The sequence below is a fragment of the Lysobacter sp. ESA13C genome (assembly GCF_019970005.1).
Classification (GTDB): Bacteria; Pseudomonadota; Gammaproteobacteria; order Xanthomonadales; family Xanthomonadaceae; genus Lysobacter; species Lysobacter antibioticus_B.
In genome coordinates this window covers 229,716-252,583 of record NZ_JAHXYK010000007.1, presented here as the reverse complement: position 1 = coordinate 252,583, position 22,868 = coordinate 229,716, and the positions used below count along the sequence as shown (strand labels likewise).

20 protein-coding genes are annotated in these 22,868 nt (G+C 66.4%); 11 read left to right on the top strand and 9 right to left on the bottom strand.

The features are described 5' to 3' along the window. Positions 1-537: 537 nt before the first annotated feature. Both LC490_RS16015 and LC490_RS16010 read right to left on the bottom strand, forming a co-directional pair. The gene (locus LC490_RS16015) at positions 538-1,329 is read right to left on the bottom strand and encodes an aldolase (protein ID WP_031371211.1); all 792 of its coding nucleotides are present in this window, start codon (positions 1,327-1,329) and stop codon (positions 538-540) included. A 108-nt stretch (positions 1,330-1,437) separates the two neighbouring features. Further along, positions 1,438-1,800: a gamma-glutamylcyclotransferase family protein gene (locus LC490_RS16010; protein WP_223620821.1), complete on the bottom strand. Its 363-nt coding sequence runs from the start codon at positions 1,798-1,800 to the stop codon at positions 1,438-1,440. A 191-nt stretch (positions 1,801-1,991) separates the two neighbouring features. Between LC490_RS16010 and LC490_RS16005 the strand changes: the two genes are divergently transcribed. Continuing rightward, positions 1,992-3,056: a type 1 glutamine amidotransferase domain-containing protein gene (locus tag LC490_RS16005; protein WP_051884640.1), complete on the top strand. Its 1,065-nt coding sequence runs from the start codon at positions 1,992-1,994 to the stop codon at positions 3,054-3,056. A gap of 250 nt (positions 3,057-3,306) precedes the next feature. After that, positions 3,307-4,950, top strand: a complete 1,644-nt coding sequence (locus LC490_RS16000; protein ID WP_223620820.1) for a hypothetical protein — start codon at positions 3,307-3,309, stop codon at positions 4,948-4,950. 152 nt (positions 4,951-5,102) lie between these two features. Here the strand turns inward: LC490_RS16000 and LC490_RS15995 are convergent, their stop codons facing one another. After that, a complete protein-coding gene (locus tag LC490_RS15995) occupies positions 5,103-6,170 on the bottom strand; it encodes a DUF5694 domain-containing protein (RefSeq protein WP_223620819.1) in 1,068 nt (355 codons plus the stop codon). Between the two features lie 223 nt (positions 6,171-6,393). Between LC490_RS15995 and LC490_RS15990 the strand changes: the two genes are divergently transcribed. The 3 genes from LC490_RS15990 to LC490_RS15980 all read left to right on the top strand — a co-directional run bounded on the left by LC490_RS15990 (position 6,394) and on the right by LC490_RS15980 (position 10,334). Further along, the gene (locus LC490_RS15990) at positions 6,394-7,602 is read left to right on the top strand and encodes an OmpA family protein (protein ID WP_223620818.1); all 1,209 of its coding nucleotides are present in this window, start codon (positions 6,394-6,396) and stop codon (positions 7,600-7,602) included. Between the two features lie 86 nt (positions 7,603-7,688). Continuing rightward, on the top strand, positions 7,689-7,895 hold the full coding sequence (locus tag LC490_RS15985) for a hypothetical protein (protein WP_144436486.1): 207 nt from the start codon (positions 7,689-7,691) through the stop codon (positions 7,893-7,895). 318 nt (positions 7,896-8,213) lie between these two features. Then, positions 8,214-10,334 (top strand): hypothetical protein, encoded by a 2,121-nt coding sequence (locus LC490_RS15980; protein WP_223620817.1) that lies wholly within the window; start codon positions 8,214-8,216, stop codon positions 10,332-10,334. Positions 10,335-10,408: 74 nt separating this feature from the next. Here LC490_RS15980 and LC490_RS15975 read toward each other — a convergent pair whose 3' ends face one another. After that, entirely contained in the window at positions 10,409-12,388 is a 1,980-nt protein-coding gene (locus LC490_RS15975; protein WP_223620816.1) for a TonB-dependent receptor, read from the bottom strand. Positions 12,389-12,476: 88 nt separating this feature from the next. Between LC490_RS15975 and LC490_RS15970 the strand changes: the two genes are divergently transcribed. Beyond that, positions 12,477-13,373 (top strand): LysR substrate-binding domain-containing protein, encoded by an 897-nt coding sequence (locus LC490_RS15970; RefSeq protein ID WP_223620815.1) that lies wholly within the window; start codon positions 12,477-12,479, stop codon positions 13,371-13,373. A gap of 14 nt (positions 13,374-13,387) precedes the next feature. Here LC490_RS15970 and LC490_RS15965 read toward each other — a convergent pair whose 3' ends face one another. Next, complete coding sequence (locus LC490_RS15965) at positions 13,388-13,921, bottom strand: hypothetical protein (RefSeq protein ID WP_223620814.1); 534 nt, start codon at positions 13,919-13,921, stop codon at positions 13,388-13,390. Positions 13,922-14,228: 307 nt separating this feature from the next. Here LC490_RS15965 and LC490_RS15960 point away from each other — a divergent pair, with 307 nt between their 5' ends. Continuing rightward, positions 14,229-14,387, top strand: a complete 159-nt coding sequence (locus LC490_RS15960) for a DUF1328 domain-containing protein (RefSeq protein ID WP_031371200.1) — start codon at positions 14,229-14,231, stop codon at positions 14,385-14,387. A gap of 28 nt (positions 14,388-14,415) precedes the next feature. Here the strand turns inward: LC490_RS15960 and LC490_RS15955 are convergent, their stop codons facing one another. Next, entirely contained in the window at positions 14,416-15,135 is a 720-nt protein-coding gene (locus LC490_RS15955) for a DUF1080 domain-containing protein (protein WP_223620813.1), read from the bottom strand. 111 nt (positions 15,136-15,246) lie between these two features. Next, positions 15,247-16,083: an AraC family transcriptional regulator gene (locus LC490_RS15950; RefSeq protein WP_031371198.1), complete on the bottom strand. Its 837-nt coding sequence runs from the start codon at positions 16,081-16,083 to the stop codon at positions 15,247-15,249. A 110-nt stretch (positions 16,084-16,193) separates the two neighbouring features. On the opposite strand from LC490_RS15950, the gene LC490_RS15945 reads away from it, so the two are divergent. Then, positions 16,194-17,156: an alpha/beta hydrolase gene (locus LC490_RS15945; RefSeq protein WP_223620812.1), complete on the top strand. Its 963-nt coding sequence runs from the start codon at positions 16,194-16,196 to the stop codon at positions 17,154-17,156. A gap of 292 nt (positions 17,157-17,448) precedes the next feature. Here the strand turns inward: LC490_RS15945 and LC490_RS15940 are convergent, their stop codons facing one another. After that, complete coding sequence (locus LC490_RS15940; RefSeq protein ID WP_031371196.1) at positions 17,449-17,667, bottom strand: hypothetical protein; 219 nt, start codon at positions 17,665-17,667, stop codon at positions 17,449-17,451. Positions 17,668-17,887: 220 nt separating this feature from the next. Between LC490_RS15940 and LC490_RS15935 the strand changes: the two genes are divergently transcribed. The 3 genes from LC490_RS15935 to LC490_RS15925 all read left to right on the top strand — a co-directional run bounded on the left by LC490_RS15935 (position 17,888) and on the right by LC490_RS15925 (position 21,645). Continuing rightward, the gene (locus LC490_RS15935; RefSeq protein WP_223620811.1) at positions 17,888-19,489 is read left to right on the top strand and encodes a hypothetical protein; all 1,602 of its coding nucleotides are present in this window, start codon (positions 17,888-17,890) and stop codon (positions 19,487-19,489) included. A 118-nt stretch (positions 19,490-19,607) separates the two neighbouring features. After that, complete coding sequence (locus tag LC490_RS15930) at positions 19,608-20,171, top strand: hypothetical protein (protein ID WP_223620810.1); 564 nt, start codon at positions 19,608-19,610, stop codon at positions 20,169-20,171. A gap of 271 nt (positions 20,172-20,442) precedes the next feature. Continuing rightward, the gene (locus LC490_RS15925) at positions 20,443-21,645 is read left to right on the top strand and encodes a hypothetical protein (protein WP_152566128.1); all 1,203 of its coding nucleotides are present in this window, start codon (positions 20,443-20,445) and stop codon (positions 21,643-21,645) included. 107 nt (positions 21,646-21,752) lie between these two features. Here LC490_RS15925 and LC490_RS15920 read toward each other — a convergent pair whose 3' ends face one another. After that, entirely contained in the window at positions 21,753-22,514 is a 762-nt protein-coding gene (locus tag LC490_RS15920; RefSeq protein ID WP_081930673.1) for a DUF3472 domain-containing protein, read from the bottom strand. Positions 22,515-22,868 lie beyond the last annotated feature (354 nt).

The following is a 22,868-nucleotide window of genomic DNA, read 5'->3' as shown; positions in this document are numbered from 1 at the left end:
GTTGCCTTTTGCATCGCGAATCTGTGATTGCATTCATCGACGATGGATAACGCCGATCATGTTTACGATGCGCACGCCGGATGCGCCCGGCGGCTTCGCGAGCCGAGTGCATGGTGCGTTCGGACCGACGTGTCCGTTGCATGTGCCCAGATATAAGAAAGCCTCGTCGCAGCGGACGACATCGCGTCTTGTTATCGGTGTCGATGTGATGGGGTCGGCATCGCATCGCCGGTGCAGTGCGGAAACCACAGGCTCGGCACAGGTTTCCGTACGCCAAAGTTCGGAATCGGCACCGATGGCGATACGCGATCGAAGCGTCCGCTATGCGCGGCGCCAGCGATTTCGACCGAGCCGTAAGGCAGCCACGTCACTCGCGTCTCGCGAAGCGGCGAACCGCCGGTCTATGCCGTCAGCGTGCACGCCCTTGTGGCGCGTGTTGGATACGCGATCGAATGGACGGAGCAATGGACGAAGCGACGCTATGCGTCCTCCGGCCGACGCGTGCGGCATCGGCCGGAGCCGGATCGGTAGGCTGGATCAGCCGGCGGCGTCGAGACAGTCGCCGTGCTGCTTGAGCGCGCGACGGGCGTAGTAGGCGAAGGCGACCTGGCTGCGCTTCGGGGTGGAGATCCAGTCGTGGGCTTCGCGTGCCAGCGCCGGCGGCAGCGGCTTGATCTCGCCGGCCGCCATCGCCAGCAACTGCATCTTGGCGGCGCGCTCGAACAGCGCGGCTAGCACGCAGGCTTCTTCCACGCTGGCGCAGGCGACGAGTTGGCCGTGGTGGGCGAGCAGGATCGAGCGCTTGTCGCCGAGGGCTTGGGAGATGATCTCGCCTTCTTCGTTGCCGACCGGGATGCCCGGCCAGTCCTTGAGGAAGGCGCAGTCGTCGAACAACGGACAGATGTCCATGTGCGAGACCATCAGCGGCACCTCCAGCATCGACAGGGCCGCGATGTGCAGCGGATGGGTATGGATGATGCAGTTGACGTCCGGACGCGCGCGGTAGATCCAACTGTGGAAACGGTTGGCCGGGTTGGCCATGCCGTCGCCTTCGAGCACGTTCAAGTCCTCGTCGACCAGCAGCAGGTTGCGCTCGCTGATCTCGTCGAAGCCCAGACCGAGCCGCTGGGTGTAGTAGGTGCCCGGGACTTCGGCGCGGGCGGTGATCTGGCCGGCCAGGCCGGAGTCGTGACCGGCGTCGAACAGGATCCGGCAGGTCAGGGCGAGCTTCTGGCGGGTGGTCCAGCTGTTGTCCGGCAGCAGGTGTTGCATGCTGCGCAGCGCTTTCGCGACCAGTTCGTCCTTGCCTAACTGCAGGGTGGTGGCCATGGGCTTCCTTTGCGTGCTGCCGTTCGCGTCGCTTCGTGCGACAGATGAGCTGGCGTGTTCGAACAAGCGCCGTCGAATGCCAGGGCGCAGAACATACCGAGTGCGGCCTCAGCTGTCACCCGACGGGCCGGGCGGCGTGCCCTGTGCGCTGAGTTTGTATATATAGGCGTCGACCGAACGGCCGTCCTTGCGCTTTGCCGCGGTCAGCACGCGCTCGTAGCCTTCGCCCTCGAAGGCATCCAGGCGCGCCCAATGTTCGGGCAGGCGCTCCGATTCGAACAGCAGGCCATCGACCTCGGCGCCGTCCGAGTCGAGGACGATGCCGGGATAGCCGACGGCCGCGCCCCAGCCTTCCTGCAACAAGGTGCCGGTGACGCTGGCCGGCTCCCACGTACCGGGGATGCCGGCAAGGACGTGCTCGTTCGGCCGTCCCGGCGCGAGCGTTCCATAAACGAAAAGTCGGTGGGTCATGGTTCGGTCGGGTTCGGTCGGGTCTTGGGGAACGCCAAGCTTCGCACGCCTGCGCCGGCCGGTCGCGTCCGCCTCGATGCCTCAGGCGTTCGCACCTGTCGCGACCGAGGTCGTCGAGGCGGCCGGGGTTTGAAGTTCGTTTCACATCGGCCGCCTAAGGTGCGTGCGACGGCAATCATGAGATGGCGGCGATGCGCACCGGCTATTGGAAGAAATTGAAGACCGCACTGTTGGCGACGTTGTGCACGCTGTCGCTGCTGGCCCTCGCCGGCTATTGGTATGCCGACGGCTTCCGCCTGGACGAGCAAGCGCTGGCCGATCCCGCCAGCCGGTCGACCGATCTGGCTTTCATGCGGGCCGGCGTCGGCGAATCGCGTGGCCGCATCCTGGCCGTGCTGACCAGCACCGCCGCCATCGGCGCCTCGGGCAAGAAGGCCGGGTTCGAACTGACCGAGTTGTCGCGCGCCTATTACGTGTTCGTCGCGAACGGATTCGAGGTCGACATCGCCAGTCCGCTAGGCGGCAAGCCGCCGATGCGGCTCGACGACGAACTGGTCGCCGCCGACTACGCCTTTCTCAACGATGCGCAGGCCATCGCCAAGCTGGATCGCTCCGTGCCGTTGGCGCAGGTCGACCCGTCCCGTTACGCCGCGGTGTACTTCGTCGGCGGCAAGGGCGCGATGTTCGACTTCCCCGGCCATCGCGAGATACAGCGCATCGTCGGCGCGGTGTACGACCGTGGCGGCATCGTCGGCGCGGTCTGTCACGGACCCGCCGCGCTGTTGGAGGTGCGTCTCGGCAACGGCCGACGCCTGATCGAGGGCAAGCGCATGACCGGGTTCAGCAACGACGAAGAACTGTTCCTGCTGAAGGATGCGCGCCGTCTGTTTCCGTTCCTGTTGCAGGAGCGCATCGCCGGCCACGGCGCCCGCTACGTCGAAGGCCCGATCTATCTCGACAACACCGTCGTCGATGGTCGTCTCGTCACTGGGCAGAACCCGTGGTCGACCTGGTCGGTGGCCGAGTCGATGGTCGCCGCGCTGGGCCACGCGCCGGTGCCGCGCGAGCGCACCAGCGAAGAAGTCGGTGTACGACTGTTGAGCGTCTATTACCGGGACGGCCGAGATGCGGCCGATCGCGCCAAGGCCCAGGGCGCGCAGGCGGATCGCAGGATCCTGTTGATGCATGCGCTGGTCGCCGCCATGCAGTACCGATGGCGCGATGCCGTCCATATCCAGCGTCTGGCCCGGCCGTGATGCTTGCCTGACGCGATGCAGGCGGTCGCGAATGATCGATGCGCCGGACTCGCCATGCAGTTTGTGATGCAGTTTGCGATGAAGTTTGCGGATTCCCGCCGTTCGGCGCCATCGTCCACATGCGATGGCCGTTGCGCTTACGCTCTTGCGTTGTTATAGGACTGCTGTCGAAGCCCGCCGCCGAAGCCCAACCGCATGGCGCCGGAACCGATGACGGTGCAAATCGAACAGCGCAAAGGAGATCGAACACGTGAGCACGGGCGCGCAACTGAAAGTTCTGTTGGACGGGTCGAGTGGGTTTTACTTCAGCGATAAGAAAGTCGTCAGCGACATCAATAATTACTTGAAGAAGAACGACCCCGATCTGCTCAAGCAACTGCTGCCGGACAGGGACAGGGAGCTGAAGATAGGCAGGAACTATCCTGCGGCCCTGCTCGACGGCGCCAGCGAAGCAGACCGCGATGCCAGACAGGCGAAGCTGGCGAAGCTGTCCGAGCGGCTGTCCGGCATGGTCGAGGCCAAGGCGCATGGAGGGGAAGCGCTGGCCAAGAACCTCTTCGCGGCCGCTCGTTTCCCGGATGGCGACTCCGATGGCAAGCTGACGCGCGGCCAGGTCGAGTCCAAGCTGTACGCGGCCTACGCGCCCGCGCACAACCCGGATACGGATGCGGCCACCCTGGTCGCCAGCCCGATGCTGAAAGGCCATCCGGCAACGCGTGAACCGGGGTTCAAGAAGTTGGGGGCGCAGGAGCAACTCACTGCGATTTCCGCGAAGAACCTGGAAGGGCTCGCCTCCGAACTCGACAAGTATCAGAAGCTGTTCGCCGCCGATCCCAAGTTGGCCACCTACGACAAATTGGTCGGTGCCGCGTCGGAGGATGTCTGGAAGCGTTACGGCGGCGGTCTGGCCACGCATGCGACCAACGGCGATATCGCCAGCCATATCCTGCCCACCGCCGACCGTCATGCGATCCAGGGTTTCGCCAAGGGCCTGACCGGCGATACGAGTCGCGCGGCCAAGGTCACCCACACCTCGGACACCAATACCCAGCATCTGGCGACGCACGATTACGCATTCTTCAATGTCTATCCGCAGACCAACGATGCCTTGAAGCGCGAGATGCTCGGGGCCACCCGCTATCTGCGCGAGACGCCGGAAGTGGCGTCCTCGGCGATGGCGGCCAAGGCGCAGTCCTTCACCTTCGGGCTGGGCGATTTCACCGCGCCGGAACGGCTAAGCGTGATGACGCTGCGCGACCCGGTATATCCCGCCGGCGGCACGACCGCAGCGGATGCGAGAAAGCGCATGGAGGGCGCCGACGGATTCGCCACCTACGGCGGCGCCGAACCGTCGGCGGGCAAGGCGAAACGTCATTTCGGCACGGAGGTCGACGAGTACGAAACCTCCAGCCGATTGTTCGCCGGCCAAGACGCGAAGAAGGCGTTGACCATGAATGTCCATGTCGGCTTGTACAAGACCTACTATGGTTTGTATCAAGACGTCTTGGCGAACTCGAGCAAAGACCCGACTTCGTCGGGAACGAGCCAGGAGGGCGAGGCGGCGAGAGAAAAAAGGCTGGAGCAAGCGAAGGACAAGCTGGAACGATTCAGTCATCTGGTCAACGACATCACCGCAGGGCCGCGCCCGAAGACGGACGGGCAGATGGAAACCGCGGAAGATTGCTCGCACCGCCAGGACAAGGCGGCATTGGCGGCGATCAAGTTGTACCAGTACCCGCAGTTGATGGTGTCCGGCCCGGTCGATATCAGCCGGGCGGAGAAGTTCACTCCGACCCAAGGCCTGGAGCGGGCGCCGACCGTCGCGCAGGTGGCGCCGGCGGAGACGCAGGTCCAGGCCGGCAACGAGCAGACCCGGCGCGCGATCACGCAGTGAGGCGTGGACGGCCGCGACCCGATTGGGTCGCGGCCATTGCGCTGCTATCGCTATGCGGCGTCGTCGACGGGCCGGGCTCGCGCCCGGCTCGTCGTCCGCGCCGTTCGCCGCGTTCAGGTCGGCGGCTTACTCAAGGCGCTTACTTCAGGCCCTTACTTCAGGACCTGGCCCGCATCGACGATCTCCACGCCCTGCATCTGTCCCAGCAGGTCGTCGAACCAGGGCTTGTGGGTGCGGCCGACGATCGACAGTACGCGCGCGCCGGGGCGTTCGCGGAACGCGGCGCGGATGTTGGCGACCATGCGCAGGTTGCGGGTTTCCCAGCCGGCCACATACAACTGGCCGTAGTGCTCGGGCGAAGTGTCGCGCAAGGCGGAGCCGAAATCGCCGTCGACGACGGTGCGCAAGACGTCCGGGCGGTTGGCGTAGCGGTACAGCGCCAGCATGTCGCCGCTCTTGATCAAGGCTTCTTCGCGTTCGAGAATCTGGCCCATCGGTGCGGCAGCCGCTTCCCAGGCGGTCTGGACCGCCTTTCCGTACGCGGCCTCATCGGCGATAGCGACGTTGTCGCCGGTATGGTCGTCGGCCGCATACAGGCGCTGCAGGCCCAGGCGCGCGGCCAGGCGTGCGCCGATCAGCAGGCTTTCGTCGTTGTGCAGCATCGCCTTTTCGAGCGACGCGACCAGGACATCGTCGAGGCCTTCGCCGCTGTGGCGCTCGGCCTGCGGCAGTTGCAGCCATTGCACCAGGGCCGAGGCCTCGTCGTTGGCGGCCATGAACACCGCGGCGAGACGGCGGCGCTGTGCGGGCGAGGGCGCCGCCGGCCAGTCCTTCAGTATCTTGTGCGCTTCGGCGATCGCCGCCGGCGCGTCCAGCCCGGTCGCGGCCTTCGCCGCGTCGGTCTTGCGGCAGTACGGCGCCAGCCCTTCCGCACCGTAGATCGCCGGATGGCGCGCGGCCAGATCGCATTGCTCGCCCGAAATCGCCTCGATGGTGATGACGTCGGGCTTGAACGCGGCCAGACGATCGATCACCGGCGCCAGAGAGTCGTGTTTGAAGTCCTTCGGCAGGCCGCTGAGATGCACCGAGCCCAATACCAGCACCTGCGTGGACGGTCCAGCCATGCGCCGGTCGAGCGTGGACAGGTCGACTTGCGCGAAGGCATCGCCGCAACCGAACAGGCCGATCAACAAACCACAGACAGCAAATGACTTTTGCAAGGTCTTACTCCTGGTGACGACAGTCGGGACGACGAGCCGGCATGGTACTCAGGCGCCGTGGGAGGTACCAGGGAGCGGATCGGCGCGAGCTTGCGTGCGAGACGCGGTGGGCCGAAGGCGATGGCTGCAGCCCCTCCCGGCCCGCTTCGGTGGCCGCCTTCGCTTGCCACTGTCACGGACGCTCGTGTATCTATGCGCCTCGGTTACATCAAGGAAGGATGCGATGCGTATTTCAGGATGGGCATTGGCGCTCGCATGCGCGCTGGCCGCCGCCTGCGGCCAGGATCGGGCCGCGGACGTCGCGGCCGCGACAACGCCGGATCGAGCAGCGACGACCGCCGCCCCGGCAACCGACAGCGAAACCGATGACGAGGCCCGCGCCGATCGTGCGGCCGCCGATGCGTTCCCGGCGATTCCGGTGATCGTGGTGCCGGAGATCGTCGGCGTGACGCCGGCACAGCGGGCATTGGAATCGTCGATGCAGGAGATTCTCGACCCGATCGCCGGGATCAGCGTGAGCCCGGCCCGCTGCGACGCCGGCGGCGGTCTGGTGCGCGACGCCGGCATCACCAGCGTCGACGCGCAGGGCAATCTGAGCCGCAACGGCGATGCCGGCATCTTCCGTATCGCCGCCGACGGCAGCGGCAGCGCCAACTTCGAAGGCGGGCTGGTCGTGGTCAACCGCGACGGCAGCGGCAGCATCAACGGCAGCGAAGACGGCGAAGACGATGCCATCGTCCGGGTCGAGGCCGACGGTTCCGGCAGCTACAACGGGCCGGCGGGCATGATCACCCTGGATGCCAAGGGCGCCGGCACCTGGAACGGCGAGGGCAGCCTGATCCGCAACAACGGCGACGGCAGCGGTACCTGGAACGGGCCCCTGGGCCTGGTCACGATCGACAAGGACGGTTCGGGCACGTGGAATGGTCCGCAGGGATTGATCCGCAACAACGGCGACGGCACCGGCCAGGTCGGCACGCCGGCGCGCACCATCAAGATGGAACCGCTGGCTAAGGTGCCGCCGGCCGGGCGCTTCCCGCCGATCAAGAAGTTCGCCCCGCCGGGCGCACCTTGCGGTTATCTGGTCACCCTCAACGACCGGGTTTTGTTCGACTTCGACAAATCCGATATCCGCGCCGACGCGGCCAAGGTGCTCGATGCGCTTGCGGGCGCGCTCAAGGACATCGAGTCCGACGGCATGGAGATCGGCGGCCATACCGATGCCAAGGGCAGCGACGATTACAACCAGTCCCTGTCGGCGCGTCGCGCCGATGCCGTGGTCCAGGCCTTGCGGCAGCGCGGCGCCGCCGCCGACGCCTCGGCCAGGGGCTATGGCGAATCCTTGCCGGTGGCGCCCAACGAAATCGGCGGCCAGGACAATCCAGGCGGCCGTCAGCTCAACCGCCGGGTCGAGATCTTCGTGCGCAGCTGAGGCTGCCGGTGAGCATGGTCGGGCGCGTTCTTATCAGTGCTGCCGACCTGTCGTATCCTTCGCGCTTCTTCCAGCGGAGCTAGACAGTGGACTTTGAGACGATCGGAGAAGTGGTGCAGACCGACGAGTTGTCGGACGTCAACCAGCGTCTGCAGGACGGCTGGGTGATTCTCGCGATCGCCACCGGACATCGCGCGGACGGCGAGCCGCGCTTCGCGTATTCGATGGGGCTGCCCTACGAAGACGACGAGGAAGAAGAGGACGAAGACGAGGAAGAAGAAGGCGACGAGTAAACCCTCGCACCTGCTTCGCGTTGCGCTGCGGAGGGCCTCGGCCCTCCGCAGTCGTTTTGGGCCAGGTCGATCGCAGATGCGTCCGGGCAATGGCGCCGCGCATCGGTCCGCCGGGATTGAGCCGTGGACATCCGAATACATGCCTTCGGGGCGGCGTGGTTATGCGTGCAGAACCGCAATGATGGCTTTGTCTTGCGCTTCGGTTTGGCACCATCGAAATACGTGCTGAAAAGGAACCTCTTTCAGGGTGTTCCCTAGGTGCCGGAAGTATCGGGAAGGACTGGAATCGAGCCACACCCACTCGACGAGGCCTCCCCCATGTATCCCGACGGCATACGCCCCAACCGCCTGGCGATTCCGCCGCAGAGCGAACCCGAGACCGTGCCGAATCGAGTGCCTTCGGTTCCGGGAGACGCGCCCGCGCCCGCGCAGGCATCGTCGCCGACCGCAGTCGACCTCGCCGGTCGCGGCTATCATCAGGCGCAAGACAATCTCGATGTATTCAATCGTACTTTCAGCAGCCAGGAGGTCAGGAACGATCCCGTCCTGCTGGAGATGCGCGCCGGCTACGAGCAATCGGTAAAGCAGGCCCGGACCGGGCTCAAACAGGCGGTCGAGGCAGAGATCAAGGCCGGTTATCAGCGCGAATTCGAGGCGCGGCCGACCGGCGCGGTCTACGACGAGAGCACCATCGACAGTCACGGCAAGGCGATGGCTGCGCGTTACGGCGACGATCCGCAGATGAAGCGGGACGTCGAGACGATACTCGCCGAGGTCCGGCTCGACTTCGAGGTGAACTCGACCCTGGATACGGCGCGTGCGATGGGCGACCCGCGCAAGGCGCTGGACTACCTGCGCAGCGAGACGCCCAAACTGTCGCCGGAGGCGCAGAAGAGCCTGGCGGGCAACGACGAAGTGCTCGGCTGGAAGCGGGAACTCGGAAACGCAGACGGTAAAGCGGTCGCAAGCGCCTGGGACGATTTCAAGGCCACCCAGCCGGGTGCACTGGACTATGAGGCCAAGCGTGAGGCCTTGCATGCCGCGCTCGAGAATCTGCGCGCGAACGGTGCGGACCCGGCCTACGCCGAGGCCGCGCTGAAGGGGCTTGGCGCCGCCAAGCTCAACGAATTCGTCGGTGGCTTCTATCGCATCGACAGTGGGAATCCGAACATAGCGCCCCGCGACTTCGATGTCCTCAAGGGCTACTTCGGCCCGCTCGCACAAGTGGTGGCAACCGCCGACCATGCCGGTGTGTTGCCTGCCGATACCAAGAAGGCCTTGTTCGAGTGCGGCCCGGCCCAACTGGCGCTGTTCCTTCGTTCCGCCCCGCAGACCGAGGGGATGATGCGCGATGCGATGCAGATGCTCCTAGACGGCCCGGGTTACACCCCGGCCGGCAACTTCGCGATCCAGCAGCTTATGGTCGGCATGGACCAGCACCCAAGGTTGATGCAGGAACTCTTGGCGGATCCGAAATCGAGCGGACTGTTGTTCAGCGCCAGCATGTTCGCTCCGAGCACCGGGACCGATTATGAGCAGGATTTCGCCCGCGCCTTGAACGTGGCGCTGACCCCGGGGCAGGGAGATCCGGCGACCCAGCAGAAAGCCTGGACGGCCCTGATCAGAGCTTGCATGGAAAAGGAAAAGGATTTCGCTGCCAAGTTGATGGACCCGTTCGACCAGGGAGAGAGCTTCCGTTCCACGATCGACGCCCATCCCTTATTGGCCCAGGCGATGGCCGAACAGTTCAAGTACTACTTGCCGTGGGCTGCAAACAAGCAGGCGCAGGTGGACAGCGACGATTTCCAGATACCGCCGCTGCCCCAGAGCGCGCCCAGGTTGGACAATACGTTGACGCTCGACGAGCTTACAAATTTCATGGCGGCGCTGTGCTCGGACCCCAAGGCGATGAAAAGCCTGGTCGACGAGACCATGCGCCTGTTGTCGCAAGGAGGTTTGGCGGGCATGACGCCGGAACTGGTGAGGTCCAACAATAGACTGCCGCTGCAAAGCAGCTTGCAGACCGATTTCGCCTTGTTTGCGCTCGTTCTGGCCGGCATTACCCGCGCCGACCTCGATGAGCAGGTCCGGCGCGACCAGACGGCCGAAGCGCTGAAAACCATCGTCATGGGCTACGCGCTGGCGGTGATTCCGCCTGGCGCTGCACCGCTCGTCGACGGGGCCCTGTCGCCATGGTCGACGGTGATCTTCAAGAAGCTGGCCGACGACCTGCAGCGCGCTACCGGCGGCGAGCAGATCAAGGGCGACGATATCCTCAAAGAGATCGTCAATGTCATTGAGGCTGCCGTCAAATTGAAGGTTCAGGAACTCGCGCCCGAGTTGAATGCCGCGGGCGTGGCGAACGATATCGCCAGGCAGTTCGAATCGACCTCGCTACGGGAAATGCTGCAGGAGTTCTGGAAAGCAAAAAATTCCTGATCTGTCGGCCCTAAAACGGCTGACGGCCCGATCCGCCGTCGGCCGATGCGAAACGCGTCCGCGACCGGATGCAGCTATTCGCCCAATGTCAGGCTCAGCATGATCCGGCGCTCGGGCTCGTAAGTCTGGATGCCGCTGGTGCCCGCCGCCCAGGCGTAGCGGTTGCCGGCGTTGTAGACGCGCACGCGCAGCGCCGCCGGGGTGCCGTGCCAATCGAAACGGTAGCGCGCACCGAGGTTGAGCAAGGTGTAGCCGGGCGTGCGGAAACGGTTCAGCGCATCGGCGGGGCGCGCGCCGTAGTAGTTGGCATCGGCGTCGAGCGACAAGCCCGGCAGGCCGGCGACACGATAGTTGAGACTCAGCAGCGCCTGCTCCGCGCTGCGTCCCAGCGGGCGTTTGCCGATCTTCGCATCGTCGACGAGTTCGCCGCGCAGCCGCAATCGCATCCGGGTGAGGCCGGCGACCAGGCTCAAGCGCTCGCTGAGGTGGCCGGCCAGCGACAGCTCGATGCCGCGATGCGAGACCTCGGTGAGGTAGCGATAAGCGGAAGTGCCGTCGAAACCGGGAGACGGCTTCTCGATCTCGAACGCCATCGCCAACAAGGCCAGGTCCGGGCGAGCCTGCCAGCGCAGTCCCAGTTCGTTCTGCCGCGCCAGGATCGGCGCCAGCACTTCGAAGCGGTTGCTGGCGTTCTCCGGCGCGGTCACGCCCTCTTCGATGCCGCGAGTGGTCGCGACGAAACCCGTCCATCGCTCGCCGAGCGGCGCGACCGCGGACGCGTTGTACAGCCAGGCCTGCGATGAACGCGATTGGCCGGGACCCAAGGCCGGCCGCGCGATCTGGTCGATGGCGGCGCGGCGGGCGCCGAGGTTCAAGGCGAAACCGCGTTGGTCGAGGTACTGCCAGCCCAGGCCGAGTTCGTACTGATCGATCGCCGCACGCGACTGCGCGGTCGATGTCGCTGCGTCGGCCAGGACCACCGGCATGCGGCCGTCGAGGATCGAGACCGGCCCGATAGCGAGATAGTCGACGCGCGGGTTGCGATAGCTCGATCGACGCAGGCGCGCGAGCAAGGTCAGTTCGTGGCGGCGCCGCTCGCCGGTCCAGTCGTAGCTGGCCATGGCTTCATGGCCCCAGGCGTCGATCCTGCGTCCGCGCGCGACGACGATGGCGGCATCGGCGTGGCCTTGCGGGGTAACGGCGTCGAACAGATTCAAGTCGGAGCGAGGCCGGTTCACCCCGGAGAACAGGCTCGACACTCGATAGTCCCAGGCGTTGTCGCGTGCGGCGGTGGCGGCGATGAGGCCGTAGGCGCTGTTGCGGGTGTCGTAGCGCGACCACGGCTGGCCGAGATACTTGAGGCGATCGGGCTCAGGCAACGGTTGCGTACCGGCGGGCGTGAAACCGACGTCGCCCTGATATCGATGCTCGTAACGCGTGAGCAGGCCGGTGAGTTGCCAGCGATCGCCCATCTGCAGCCGCGGCACCAGGCCGAGGCCGTAGTGCTCGGCCTCGTTGCCGAAGATGTAGCGCGCGCTGTGCGTGCCGATGAAGCCGACGGCAAGCGAAGCGTCGCGGTCTTTCGATTGCCGCGCCGCATGGAAGCGTAGATACGGGCGCGGATTGCTGTCGCTGAGGTGCTGGAAGCCGAGTTCGAGCTTGGTCCGCTCGCGCTCGCCCGGGATCAGGCGATACTCGACCAGGCCCGAGGGCGCGGGGAAGTCGAGGTCGAGGGCGTTCGGCCCGACCTTGACCTGCACGCCTTCGACGACCGCGTCGGAAGGATTGGCGGCACGCACGAAATAGGCGCCGTCGAGGCGGTAGTTGCCGGCTTCCTGCAGATTGAAGCCGCGCACCAGCGATTCGGAATACAGCCCGATGCTTTCCTGGCCGATGCGCTGGCCGAAGGCGTCGGCGGCTTTCTGCGCCGTTGCCTGCTGCGCCTCGGCGGCGGCGCTGCAAAACAGGCCGGCCATGACGAGCAAGCGGCGGGGCGAGCGCCGACCGGGCCGGGCCTGCAGCAGCCGGGGTTGCAGCAAGGGCAGTGAGCGCATGGCGGGAGGCTGGAGCGGGAAGGCCTCCATTGAAGCGATACGGCGCTCGTTGACATAGCGCGGCGATCGGTGATGAGCTGTGCGCCATATGCACAGCTCGAAGTCGCTGCCGCCCCTGGACGGCCTGAACGCAGTGATCGCCGCCCGCGATACCGGCTCGTTCACCGCGGCCGCGGAACGGCTCGGCCTGACCCATGGCGCGGTCAGCCGGCGCGTGCATGCGGTCGAGCACTGGCTGGGCACCGCGGTGTTCGAGCGGCACGGCCGCGGCGTTCGGGCGACCCCGGCCGGGCAGCGCTTCATCGCCCAGGTCGAGCAGGCCTTGAGCGCGATCAGCGACTCCGCCGATCGCTGGCGCCCGCGGCGCGAGCTGCCGGTGATCCGCCTGAGCGTGGTGCCGTCGTTCGCACGCCTGTGGTTGCTGCCGCGCATGCGCCTGCTGCAGGACGTGCCGGCGCAGCGCCGGGTCGAATTGATGATCGAACATCGTCTGGCCGATTTGTCCGGCGGCGAGGTCGACTTGGCCGTGCGCTATGGCAAGGGCCCGTGGCGTGACGCCTGCGCACAGTTGCTGTTCAAGGAACGCCTGCTGCCGGTGGCATCGCCCGACCTGGTCGCCGAACTCGGCGGCCACCCGGGCGCGAGCCGTCTGGCCGATGCGCCGCTGTTGCACGACTCCGATACCAGCCAGTGGCGTGCATGGCTGAAGGCGCAAGGCGTGGCTTATCGCAGTAAGGCCGCGGACCGGCGCTTCGAGGACTACGACCTGGTACTGGCCGTGGCCAAGTCCGGTCTCGGCGTCGCGTTATTGCGCTCGCCCTTGGCCGACGAAGCGCTCGCCTCCGGGCAGTTGGTGCGCCTATCGAAGGCGTGGCTGGCCAATCCGGCCTCGCACTACCTGGTCATGCGTTCGGGCGAAAGCCGCGGCATGGTGTTGGAAGCGGCGGCGAAACTGCTGGCCTTGTCGGCGCCGTTGCGGCGTTGAGCCGGGACGGCGTTTCAAAGCAGTTTGGTCACCGACAGCACCACCGGCCCGCCGACCGATTCGACGCCGGTGGTGGAGCAGGCATCCAACTGCGTCTGCAGCAAGGTCACCGTGCGTACCGTGGCGGCGCCGAGAAAGCGGCCGCTGACGATCTGGCCGGATTCGATCCGCACCACTTCGCCGACCGGCCGTTGCGTAACCACGGTGGTGGGTTGGATCAGGCTGGTCGTGCCGTCGCTCCATAGCACGGTCAGCGGCGGCGTCGGCGCCACACCGGAGAGGATTTCGCAGGAGAGGTTGGCGGTGCCAGAGGTGCCGTAGCTCGCGCTGGTCACGCCGAGCGGAATGCCGGCGCACGGAGCCAACAGTCCGCTCACCGAGAACGCGACCGGCTGCGGCGTGAAGGTCATGCCCGGATCGTACTCGGCGGTTTCGGTGCCGAGGCAAGTCAGGCTGACGGTTTGCGCGGTCGCCGTCGACGGCAGCCCGAGGGCCGACAGAACGAGTAGGGAAATCACGGCATCGGCGAGTGTCTTGCGGAAATTCATGACGGCTCCTCGGCGGATAGGTAGGTCTACGGCTTGCTTCATGGCGGTGCGGTTTCGACTTGCGATCGGTCGATCGGCGAGGCGATGACTGTCCGCCATGCCGCTGCGCAAGGCCACTCACCCTCATTCACACTGCGACCGTCATCGGGCCCGCGGCCATGCCGCATGCGCGGATTCACGCACACCTCATCCTGCTGAAGGATCGCTGCACGCCGTGCGCGCCATCACCCGTCTGTAACCGGTCGCGACCGAGGATCGATGCACATCGGCGTTGCTGCCGATCCGGTCCGAACCTGTGGAGGTCACGATGCTTCGTTACACGGTCATCTTCTTCATCATCGCCATCATCGCCGCGGTGCTCGGCTTCTCCGGCATCGCCGGCGCGGCGAGCAACATCGCATGGATCCTGTTCATCGCCTTCCTGATCCTAGCGGTCGTCTCGTTCTTCCGCGGGCGCCGAGTCTAGAGTCCGCGTTCGCCCGAAGTGTGCGAGGTCAGAGCGGGCGAATGAGGATGTTGCGGTAGGCGACTTCGTCGCCATGATCCTGCAGGCCGATGACGCCGCTGCGCGCAGCGGCGAACTCGGGCCAGTCCTTGAACTTGCTTTGCCTCAGTCGCGCCTTCCAGTCGGGCGAGTCGAGCCGATAGGCGACCACCTTGACCCCGTTCAACCAGTGCTCGACCTCCGCGCCGCGCACGCGGATGCGGGCCTGGTTCCATTCGCCGGCCGGTCGTGCGACGACCGTGCTCGGCGGATACAGGTCGTAGGCGGCCGCGGCCCAGCGCGTGCGGCCGTTGCCGGCGTCGGGATGGCGCTGGTCGTCGAGCACTTGGTATTCGATGGCGCTGCGATAGATCGGGGCCTGGGTTTCCGCGGCGCGGTAGAAAATGCCGCTGTTGCCGCCGGGCGCGATCTTCCACTCGATGCGCAGCTCGAAGTCGCGGTAAGCGCGGTCGCTGACCAGATCGCCGCCGGGCCCGCTGCGCACGATCGCGCCGTCGATCACGCGCCAGCCGGCAATCGGTTGGCCGCGCTGAGCGTACAGATGCCAGCCTTCGAGGCTGCGGCCGTCGAACAAACGCACGAAGCCCTTCTCGCGTTCGGTCTTCCTCGGAGCGTCTGTGCCGGGCCGGGCCTCGGCGGGAGGCACGGCCGGCGACGGCAGGGCCGATAACAGGATGAGCGCGGCGACGATGACAGACAGTCTCGGCATGATGGGCAACTCCGGTGATACAGAAGTGTCGGTGGCGCAGTGTCGGCGGCGCGCAGCGGTGTCGTGCCCGTCGGCGCCAGCGCGGCAGCGCCGATAGGCGACGGCGCCGGGTCAGGCCTCGGCTTTGAGCATGCCGGTCTTCCACGCGCGCGGCGACAGCCCGGTGGAGGCCTTGAACGCGCGCGACAGCGCGGCCTCGCTGCCGTAGCCCACGTCCATCGCGATCGTCTTCAACGGCCGGCCGCCTAGCAAGGCTTGCTGGGCCAGTCCGACGCGCCATTGCTGCAGATAAGTGCCGGGCGTGCAGCCGACGCTGTCGCGGAAGGCATTGGCGAACACGCTGCGCGACATGCCGGCGCGTGCAGCCAGCGTGTCCAGGGTCCAGTCGTGCTCGGGCGTTTCGTGGATCGCGACCACGGCATGCCGCAGTTGCGGATGCGATAGCCCGGCCAGCATGCCGACGCGGGTGCCGCCGCTCTCCATCAGGTGGCGCAGCACCTGGATCAGCACCACCTCGAACAGACGGTTGATCAGGGCCTGTCGGCCGCAGCGCCGTTCGAAGGCTTCCTCGAACAACAGCGCCAGCACCGGCTGGCTGCCGTCGATCTGGTCCAGCCCGATGCAGACGAAGGCCGGCAAGGCGGTGGCGATCGGGTTGGCGGCGCCGCCTTCGAACTGCAGGTTGGCGCAGGCCAGGTCGGCGCCGCGCTCGGCGTCGGTGATGAAGCGATGCGCGAGCGGACGAGGGTAGAGCAGCAGGCTCGGCACCTCGACGCGCAGCCCGGGCTCGCCTTCGTGCACCACCTCGACGGTGCCCTCGCGCACCAGATGCAGCTGGCCGGCGCCGTGCTCCGGCGTGAGGTCGTTGATGCCGCACAGGGCACCGGCCTGGAACAGCCGGGCGCTGGCGGAGAAGCGTTCGAGCAGGGCTTCGAGGCGGTCGGTCATGAAAATACGATGGGTAAAGTTTTACGGACTATACGTCACGTGGAGTCCTGGCTGAGCCGGCAAAGTATCTCCCACGGGCCCAACGCCCACCCAACAAACCGGAGACCGCCATGACCACCCTGCAACGCTCGCTCGCCCTGTCCCTGCTGACCTTCGGCATCGCCACCTCGGCCCAGGCCGCCGGCCGCGTCGCTACCGCCACTGCCGCCTCGACCGAGCAGGCCGCTGCGCTGCGGCAGTCGTCCAACATCATCGTCACCCAGGACGGGGTCCAGCTGTACTACAAGGACTGGGGCCCGAAGGACGGCCCGGTCGTCGCCTTCAGCCACGGCTGGCCGTTGAGCTCGGACAGCTGGGAATCGCAGATGCTGTTCCTGGCCGAGCACGGCTACCGGGTGATCGCCCACGACCGCCGCGGCCACGGCCGTTCCAGCCAGCCCTGGGACGGCAACGACATGGATCACTACGCCGCCGACCTCAAGGCGGTGCTGGACACCCTCGACGTCCGCGATGCGGTGTTGGTCGGCTTCTCCACCGGCGGCGGCGAAGTCGCACGCTATCTCGGCCGCTACGGCAGCGAACGGGTGCGCAAGGCGGTGTTGGTCAGCGCGGTGCCGCCGCTGATGCTGAAGACCGCGGCCAACCCCGGCGGCCTGCCGCTCGAAGTGTTCGACGGACTGCGCAAGGCCTCGCGCGAAAACCGCGCGCAGTTGTACCTCGACATCGCCTCGGGCCCGTTCTACGGCTACAACCGTCCCGGCGCCAAGCCCTCGCCCGGCCTGATCGAATCGTTCCGCTCGCAGGGCATGCAGGCCGGCCACAAGAACACCTACGACTCGATCGCCGCGTTCTCGGCGACCGACTTCACCGAAGACCTCAAGCGCATCGACGTGCCGGTGCTGGTGATCCACGGCGACGACGACCAGATCGTGCCGATCGATGCCTCCGCACACGCCGCGGCCAAGCTGATCAAGAACGCGAAGCTGATCGTGTACCCGGGCGCGCCGCACGGTCTGCCGGATTCGCACAAAGACCGGCTCGACCGCGATCTGCTGGAGTTCGCCGGCAAATGATCGACGGCGGTGGCCCACGGCCACCGACGAGCGCAAGGCCCCGGTCGATCCGGGGCCTTGCGCGTTTTGTAGAAGCGAAACCGCAGCAGGGAGGGCTGCCCGCAAGCGGTCTGCGGCCGAGCGTGGAACCCTTGCCGCGACCATGGCCGAATTGTATTTTTTGTCGGTTCTGCCCGTCGGCGAATCGCAGAAAAAATCCTGGGAACTTAGCGCGGGGAGCGGATGCGGACAGGCGGCGACCGGAGCATTGGCCGTCTGCGCACGCGACGGCCGGGGCCGCCATCGAGCGGCATCAGCGCTGCTTGCGCACGGCTTTCGCTTTGGGCGCGCGCGAGCTCCGGCCGAGTTCGGTCAGTCGTTGCGGCGAGCCCTCGCCGTTGAGTTCGTCGAGCACGGCCGCCGGATAGTCGGCATACACGTTGCCCCACCAGCGCTTCGATTTGCTGTCCCAGACGCGCCAGCCGTCGGCGGGGACGGGTTTGCCGACGTAGCGTCGCTTGCGGGCTCCCATGCGTCACCTCCAAGCAGTTGCGGAGCGGCAGCGTAGGTCCGCCGCCCAGGCAAAGACAGATTCTGTTCTCGAAACCGTGATCCGATTCGCCAAGTCGAAAACCGGCGCTGGGGAATTTCTCGAAACTGGATGTCGCACGACGCGGTTCCGGATTTTTCCATTGGGCGCGCGCCGTAGACAACGGCAACCTGATGCCGCGATTACCGCACCAGGAGAGATCATGAAAGAAGCATGCTTATTGCCGCGCACGGGCAAACCGAGCCTGCGGCTGCTGTTGACGCGCGCCGCATTGTTGGCCGGCGGCTCGCTCGCATTGGCGGGCTGCCCCCAGCAGGAGGCCGCACCGCCCGCTACGGCAGCGCCGCTCGAAAACGCCACGCCCGCCGCGGCGCTGACGGTCGGTTCGGCGCCGCCCGCGTCGGTATCGCCGCAGGCCGCCGCGACCGCCCGTCCGGATTCGTCGGTAGCGGCCCCGACCCGCAGCGCGCTCGTCGCGTCGTGCACGCAGGTGAAGCAATACGAAGTCACCTTCGTCCTCGACCGGGCCTATCCCTGCGGCCAGTTCGCCAACGGCGACTACTGGGTCGCGCCGACCGCCGACAGCCTGGGCAAGGTCAAGGTGGTGTCGATCTCGCCGGCCTTCTCCAGCGGCCGCAACGGCTTCGAGGTGAACCCGACCCAGGTCGACCGCCAAGGCTTCGACTCGCGCGCAAGCAACTACCTCCGCTCGCTGGTGCCGGCGTTGCCCTATTCGGCCTCGCCGAACCAATCCATCGTCAAGGCGAAATCGCTCTCCACCTTCAACAAGACCGCGCTCGATACCGCGGTGGTGCTGACGGTGTTGGCCGCGCCTCCGGCCGATGGCGGCAGCACCTCGTTCCGTCCGCCGTACTTCGGCCGCAGCAAGCCGTTGTACTCGACCAACCGGCTGCGCCTGGATCGCTTGCCCTCGCTCGCGCCGCTGGCGTCGGCGCCGACCCTGAGTGCACTGTCGGCGAGGTACCAGCGTCTGCAACTGGATCACCAGTTGCATTGGAGCGCCGACGAGATCCATCCGCTCAAGAACATGCCGGACTACGGCGCCTGGATCGCGATGAACTTCGCCGAGGCATCGCTGCGCCTGATGGTCGACGGCGATGCGGCCGAGCGCCGCAAGCTGGCGATCAACATGGTGCAGTACGGCATCGACCTCGATGCCGGGATGCAGGGCGGCTTGCATTTCAATGCCGACGGCGGTCACCGCCACGGCCGCAAGTTGGTGTTGGCCTTGTCGGCGCTGTTGCTCGACGATCCGGCGATGGCCGCGCGCGTGCGCGACTTCCAGCAGGGGACCTTCCAGGAAGACGGGCAGCTGTATGTCGGCGCCGGCGCCGGGCAGGTGTTGTTCGGCGGCCTGTGTTCGGCCGAGGACTACTGGGACAACCAGAACACCGGCGGCAACTCGCGCGATTGCCGCGATCCTTATGGCTACATCGACGGCGGCCAGGAACCCGGCGCCTACTATCAGATGTGTTGCACGGCCAAGGGCTACAAGGCCATCGCGCTGGCGCTGCGCTTGATGCCGTCGCTGCGCTGCATCTGGACCGACGACAAGATCCTGCGTTACGCCGACCGTTGGGTGAACCACGGTGCCTGGACCCAGCCCGACCCCTACCAGCCCAACGGCAACGGTGCGCTCGACAACAACCCCTCCGACGGCACCGGGCGCTGGCCGGCGCTGCACGGCGCCGCTCGCGACGGGGGCTACTACGGCAGCGAGTTCGCCGATGCGATGTGGACCGCCTACCGCGCGCAGGCCAGCGATACCTATAGCTGTCCCTGATCGAGGTATCTCGGCATAGCGCCCGACGATAGCGGTCGGGTGCGAAACCATCGAAGGGCCGCTCCATTCGTGGAGCGGCCCTTCTTGTTTCGGGCGGGCCGCTCGATACCGCAGTGCGATGTTTGCGCCGGCCGGGACCGCGGGCGGCGCGGCGAGCGCAAGGCTAAGCTGGTGGCCGCCGACCGACCGGCGGCCTCGCCGCGATCACATGAAAATTCCGACTCTCATCGTCTGCGCTTTACTCGCCGTGACCGGTTGCGCCAGCTTCTCGGGCAGCGGTCGCGACGATGCCTTCTGCGGTGAAATGGTCAAGTTCGCGAATGCGACTCCCCTGAGCAGCCAACATTCGGTCGAATTGCTGACGAACTGGCCGGAGTGGAGCAAAAGCTGCCAGCACGAGGGCTACCAGCCCGGCAAAGATTTCTGCAAATGGCTGGTGCATAACACCTCGACCGAATTCGCTTACGGCAATATCCGCAGAGCACTGTCCTGCCTCGATCCAGGCGCGAATTATGCCGGCGGTGGGCATGCTGTCCCGAGCTACCTGACCGGAAAGATCGAGTCCTACCGCGTGAAAGGCGCCGACGAGAACGTGCGCATCGAAGTGGAATACGCGGACCGCATCGAGGGGCAACCCTCCAAGCTCAAGATCACCGCCGAGCGTTGGGTGTTGGACGAGTGATTCCGGCTTGTTTCCGTTTCGTCCTGCAGTGCCCCCATCGATGGAGCTGCGGCCCGGTGGATTGAGGGGGGAGCCGGACCTTGCCGATGCGTGGGCCGTCTCGACTGCGAAATCGCCGGGATTCTTGCTATGTTGCCGGCACCGAGGGCCGCGCCGCAGCGAAGCCGAAAGCCACATTCGCGGGCAGGCCACCGGTCTTTCAGGGGGGGAGGGCGCAGCAGCGCCTTGCCGATATGGAACATCCAGGGGGCAGTATCCAATGAAGCAGTCGATGCAATCGGCCCGTCGCGGGCCGGTAGGTTTCTTTCGTGCGCGGATCGCAGTGGCGGTCGCGCTGGCCGCCCACGGCGCGGTCGCCGCGGCCAAGCCGCCGGAGCCTTTGCCGTATCCCTTGGCGCCTGAGCTCGCGGTCGAGTTGCACCTGACCCAGACCGAGCTGACGCCGGTCAGCGGTGTTTCCAGCCCCGTCGTCGACCCGGTGATGATGAACAGCCTGGTCACGAATCACGGCACGGCCGGATTGGTCGGCGGCCTGATCGGCGGCCTGATCGTCGGTGCCATCATCCAGAAAGGCGCGAACGACGGCGCCAAGTGGGGCAATGAAGTCATCGGTCCCTACGATTACCGGACCTCGATGGAGGCCAGCCTGCGCGCGGCGCTGGTGTCCGGCGGCATCACCCCGTCGCCGATCGTCAAGGTGGTGTTGCCCGAGCCCAAGCCCGAATCCAATACCGAACCCGGAGCGGCCGCCGCCAAGCCGGCGCCGGTCAGCAAGGGCCCGGTGGCATGCACGAACCCGGTGCTGCGGCTGCGCCCACTGCGCTGGGCGCCAGTGAACAGCACGCTGGTGACCGGGCTCAATGCCAGCTTCTACGATTGCGTTCCCGGCAAGAAGGGCGGGCTCGAAGAGAAGCTGGCCTGGTCGCGGGGCTACCAGGTGTCGATGGTCGCGGACGCCGAGGCGATGCCGCGCAAGCAGCAGAAGGGCTATATCGAGGGGCTGGATGCGGCGCGTGTGCATCAACTGCTCGACCATGCCGCGGTCGAAGTGGCGGCGATGTTCGCTTACGAGTTTTCGCAGGAAGGCCGGGTCGAGCGCGAGCAGAAGGTCAGCGTATGGAACGGTCTGCGGCAGATACGCGCCGGAGAGTACTGGGTCTGGAACCGCCATCGTCACGCGATGTTGCCGGACATCCTGGGTACCTACCGCCTCAACGACGCTTCGATCGTCGCCTTCAGCGCCGCCACCGCAGCGCCGGCGACCGCCGTTGCGGCGCCCGCGACGCCTGTCGTCAGCGACGCCGTGGCTGGGCCGGCTGCGGCGGTCGCTCCTGCGGCACCCGCAAGTGCTGCGCCTTCCGCTCCTGCGGGTGCCGCAGCTCCCGCGGCCCCGCTCGTGCCTGCGGCACCCGCGCCGGCCACGCCCGAAGCCTCGGGCCCGGCCACCGGCGGCGATGCCGTGCAGGGAGGCTGACCGAGGGCATGGCGGTGCCCGGCCGTCGGCCGGTCTCGCTTGCCGCGATAACAGCAAAGGCCCGCAATGCGGGCCTTTGCTGTTTGCGGATGCCGCATTGAAACGCGTTACTCGCTCGGCGATGCGTATCCGTCGAGGTTGCTGACGATGTTCATGCACTTGCCGGTGCTGTCGCAGGCGGCGTGGGCGATGTTCTTGTTGTTGCAGTTGCCGTAGGTCTTGGTGGTCTGGCTGGTCGCCGGCAGGTTGCCGTTGGCCACCGGCAGGTAGAACACCGAGGATTGCGCGCCGATAACGTTGCACGAGGGCAGTTGGTTCGCGCCCTGGCTGTATTCCTCGACGAAGCTGACGGTCTGGCTCTTGAAGCCGCTCCAGGTGGCCGGGATGTTGATCGTGGCGACGGTGATGCTTTCGCCGGTCATCAGGTCGGTGACGACGCCGGTCACCTTGGTCGAGGCGCGGATCACGTCGACCTTGTACTTGTGGCCGGGCTTCCAGTTCCACTTGATTTGGCACTGCACGCCGCTGCCTTCGTGGGAAAAGTGGCCGCAGCTGGCGCGGCTCGATGCGTCCCAGCCGCTGGCGAGCCAGATCGAGAAGTTGAGCCAGCGCTGACCGCTGCGGTTTTGCAGGCCGATGTAGCCGCCGTCGCCGCCGTGGAACCAGAACTGGTTGGCCCAGTAATAGTTCGAACGCGAGCCGCCGTCGTGGTTGACCTGATCGTAGAAGGTGAGCTGGTTATAGCCGGCGGTGGTTGCCGGCCAATGCGCATCAGTGCTGACGATCCCGCCCACGACCACGGCCTGCGCGGTCGGCCCGATCAACATGCATGCTGCTGCGATCAGCCCGGTCAGAGCTAGCTTTTTCATTGCGGTTCCTCTTGCGGATGGGGCCGCCCGCGAATGCGGGTCGGTGCACGGCCTGGGTGCAGCGCGAACCTAGCGGTCCGCACGGCACAGTGGAACGGCCGATATCGTTGTCATCCGGGAGTGCGGCGGTAGCCGATCACGGTATCGATCATTGCCTCGCGATCCGCGCTTGGCCGGGTCATGAAGCTGCCGCGAGATATCCGCGGTGACCACGGAGATCGACGCCGTCGTCCTGTTTGCGCGGCGATGCATCAACCAAAGGCGCCTTCGTTGAAAGACAACGGTGTCTTCCGCGCCGATGCCCCATCGAGGCGATCGCAGCGCGTTGCGACTGGGCGGCTGTCGCCGTGATGC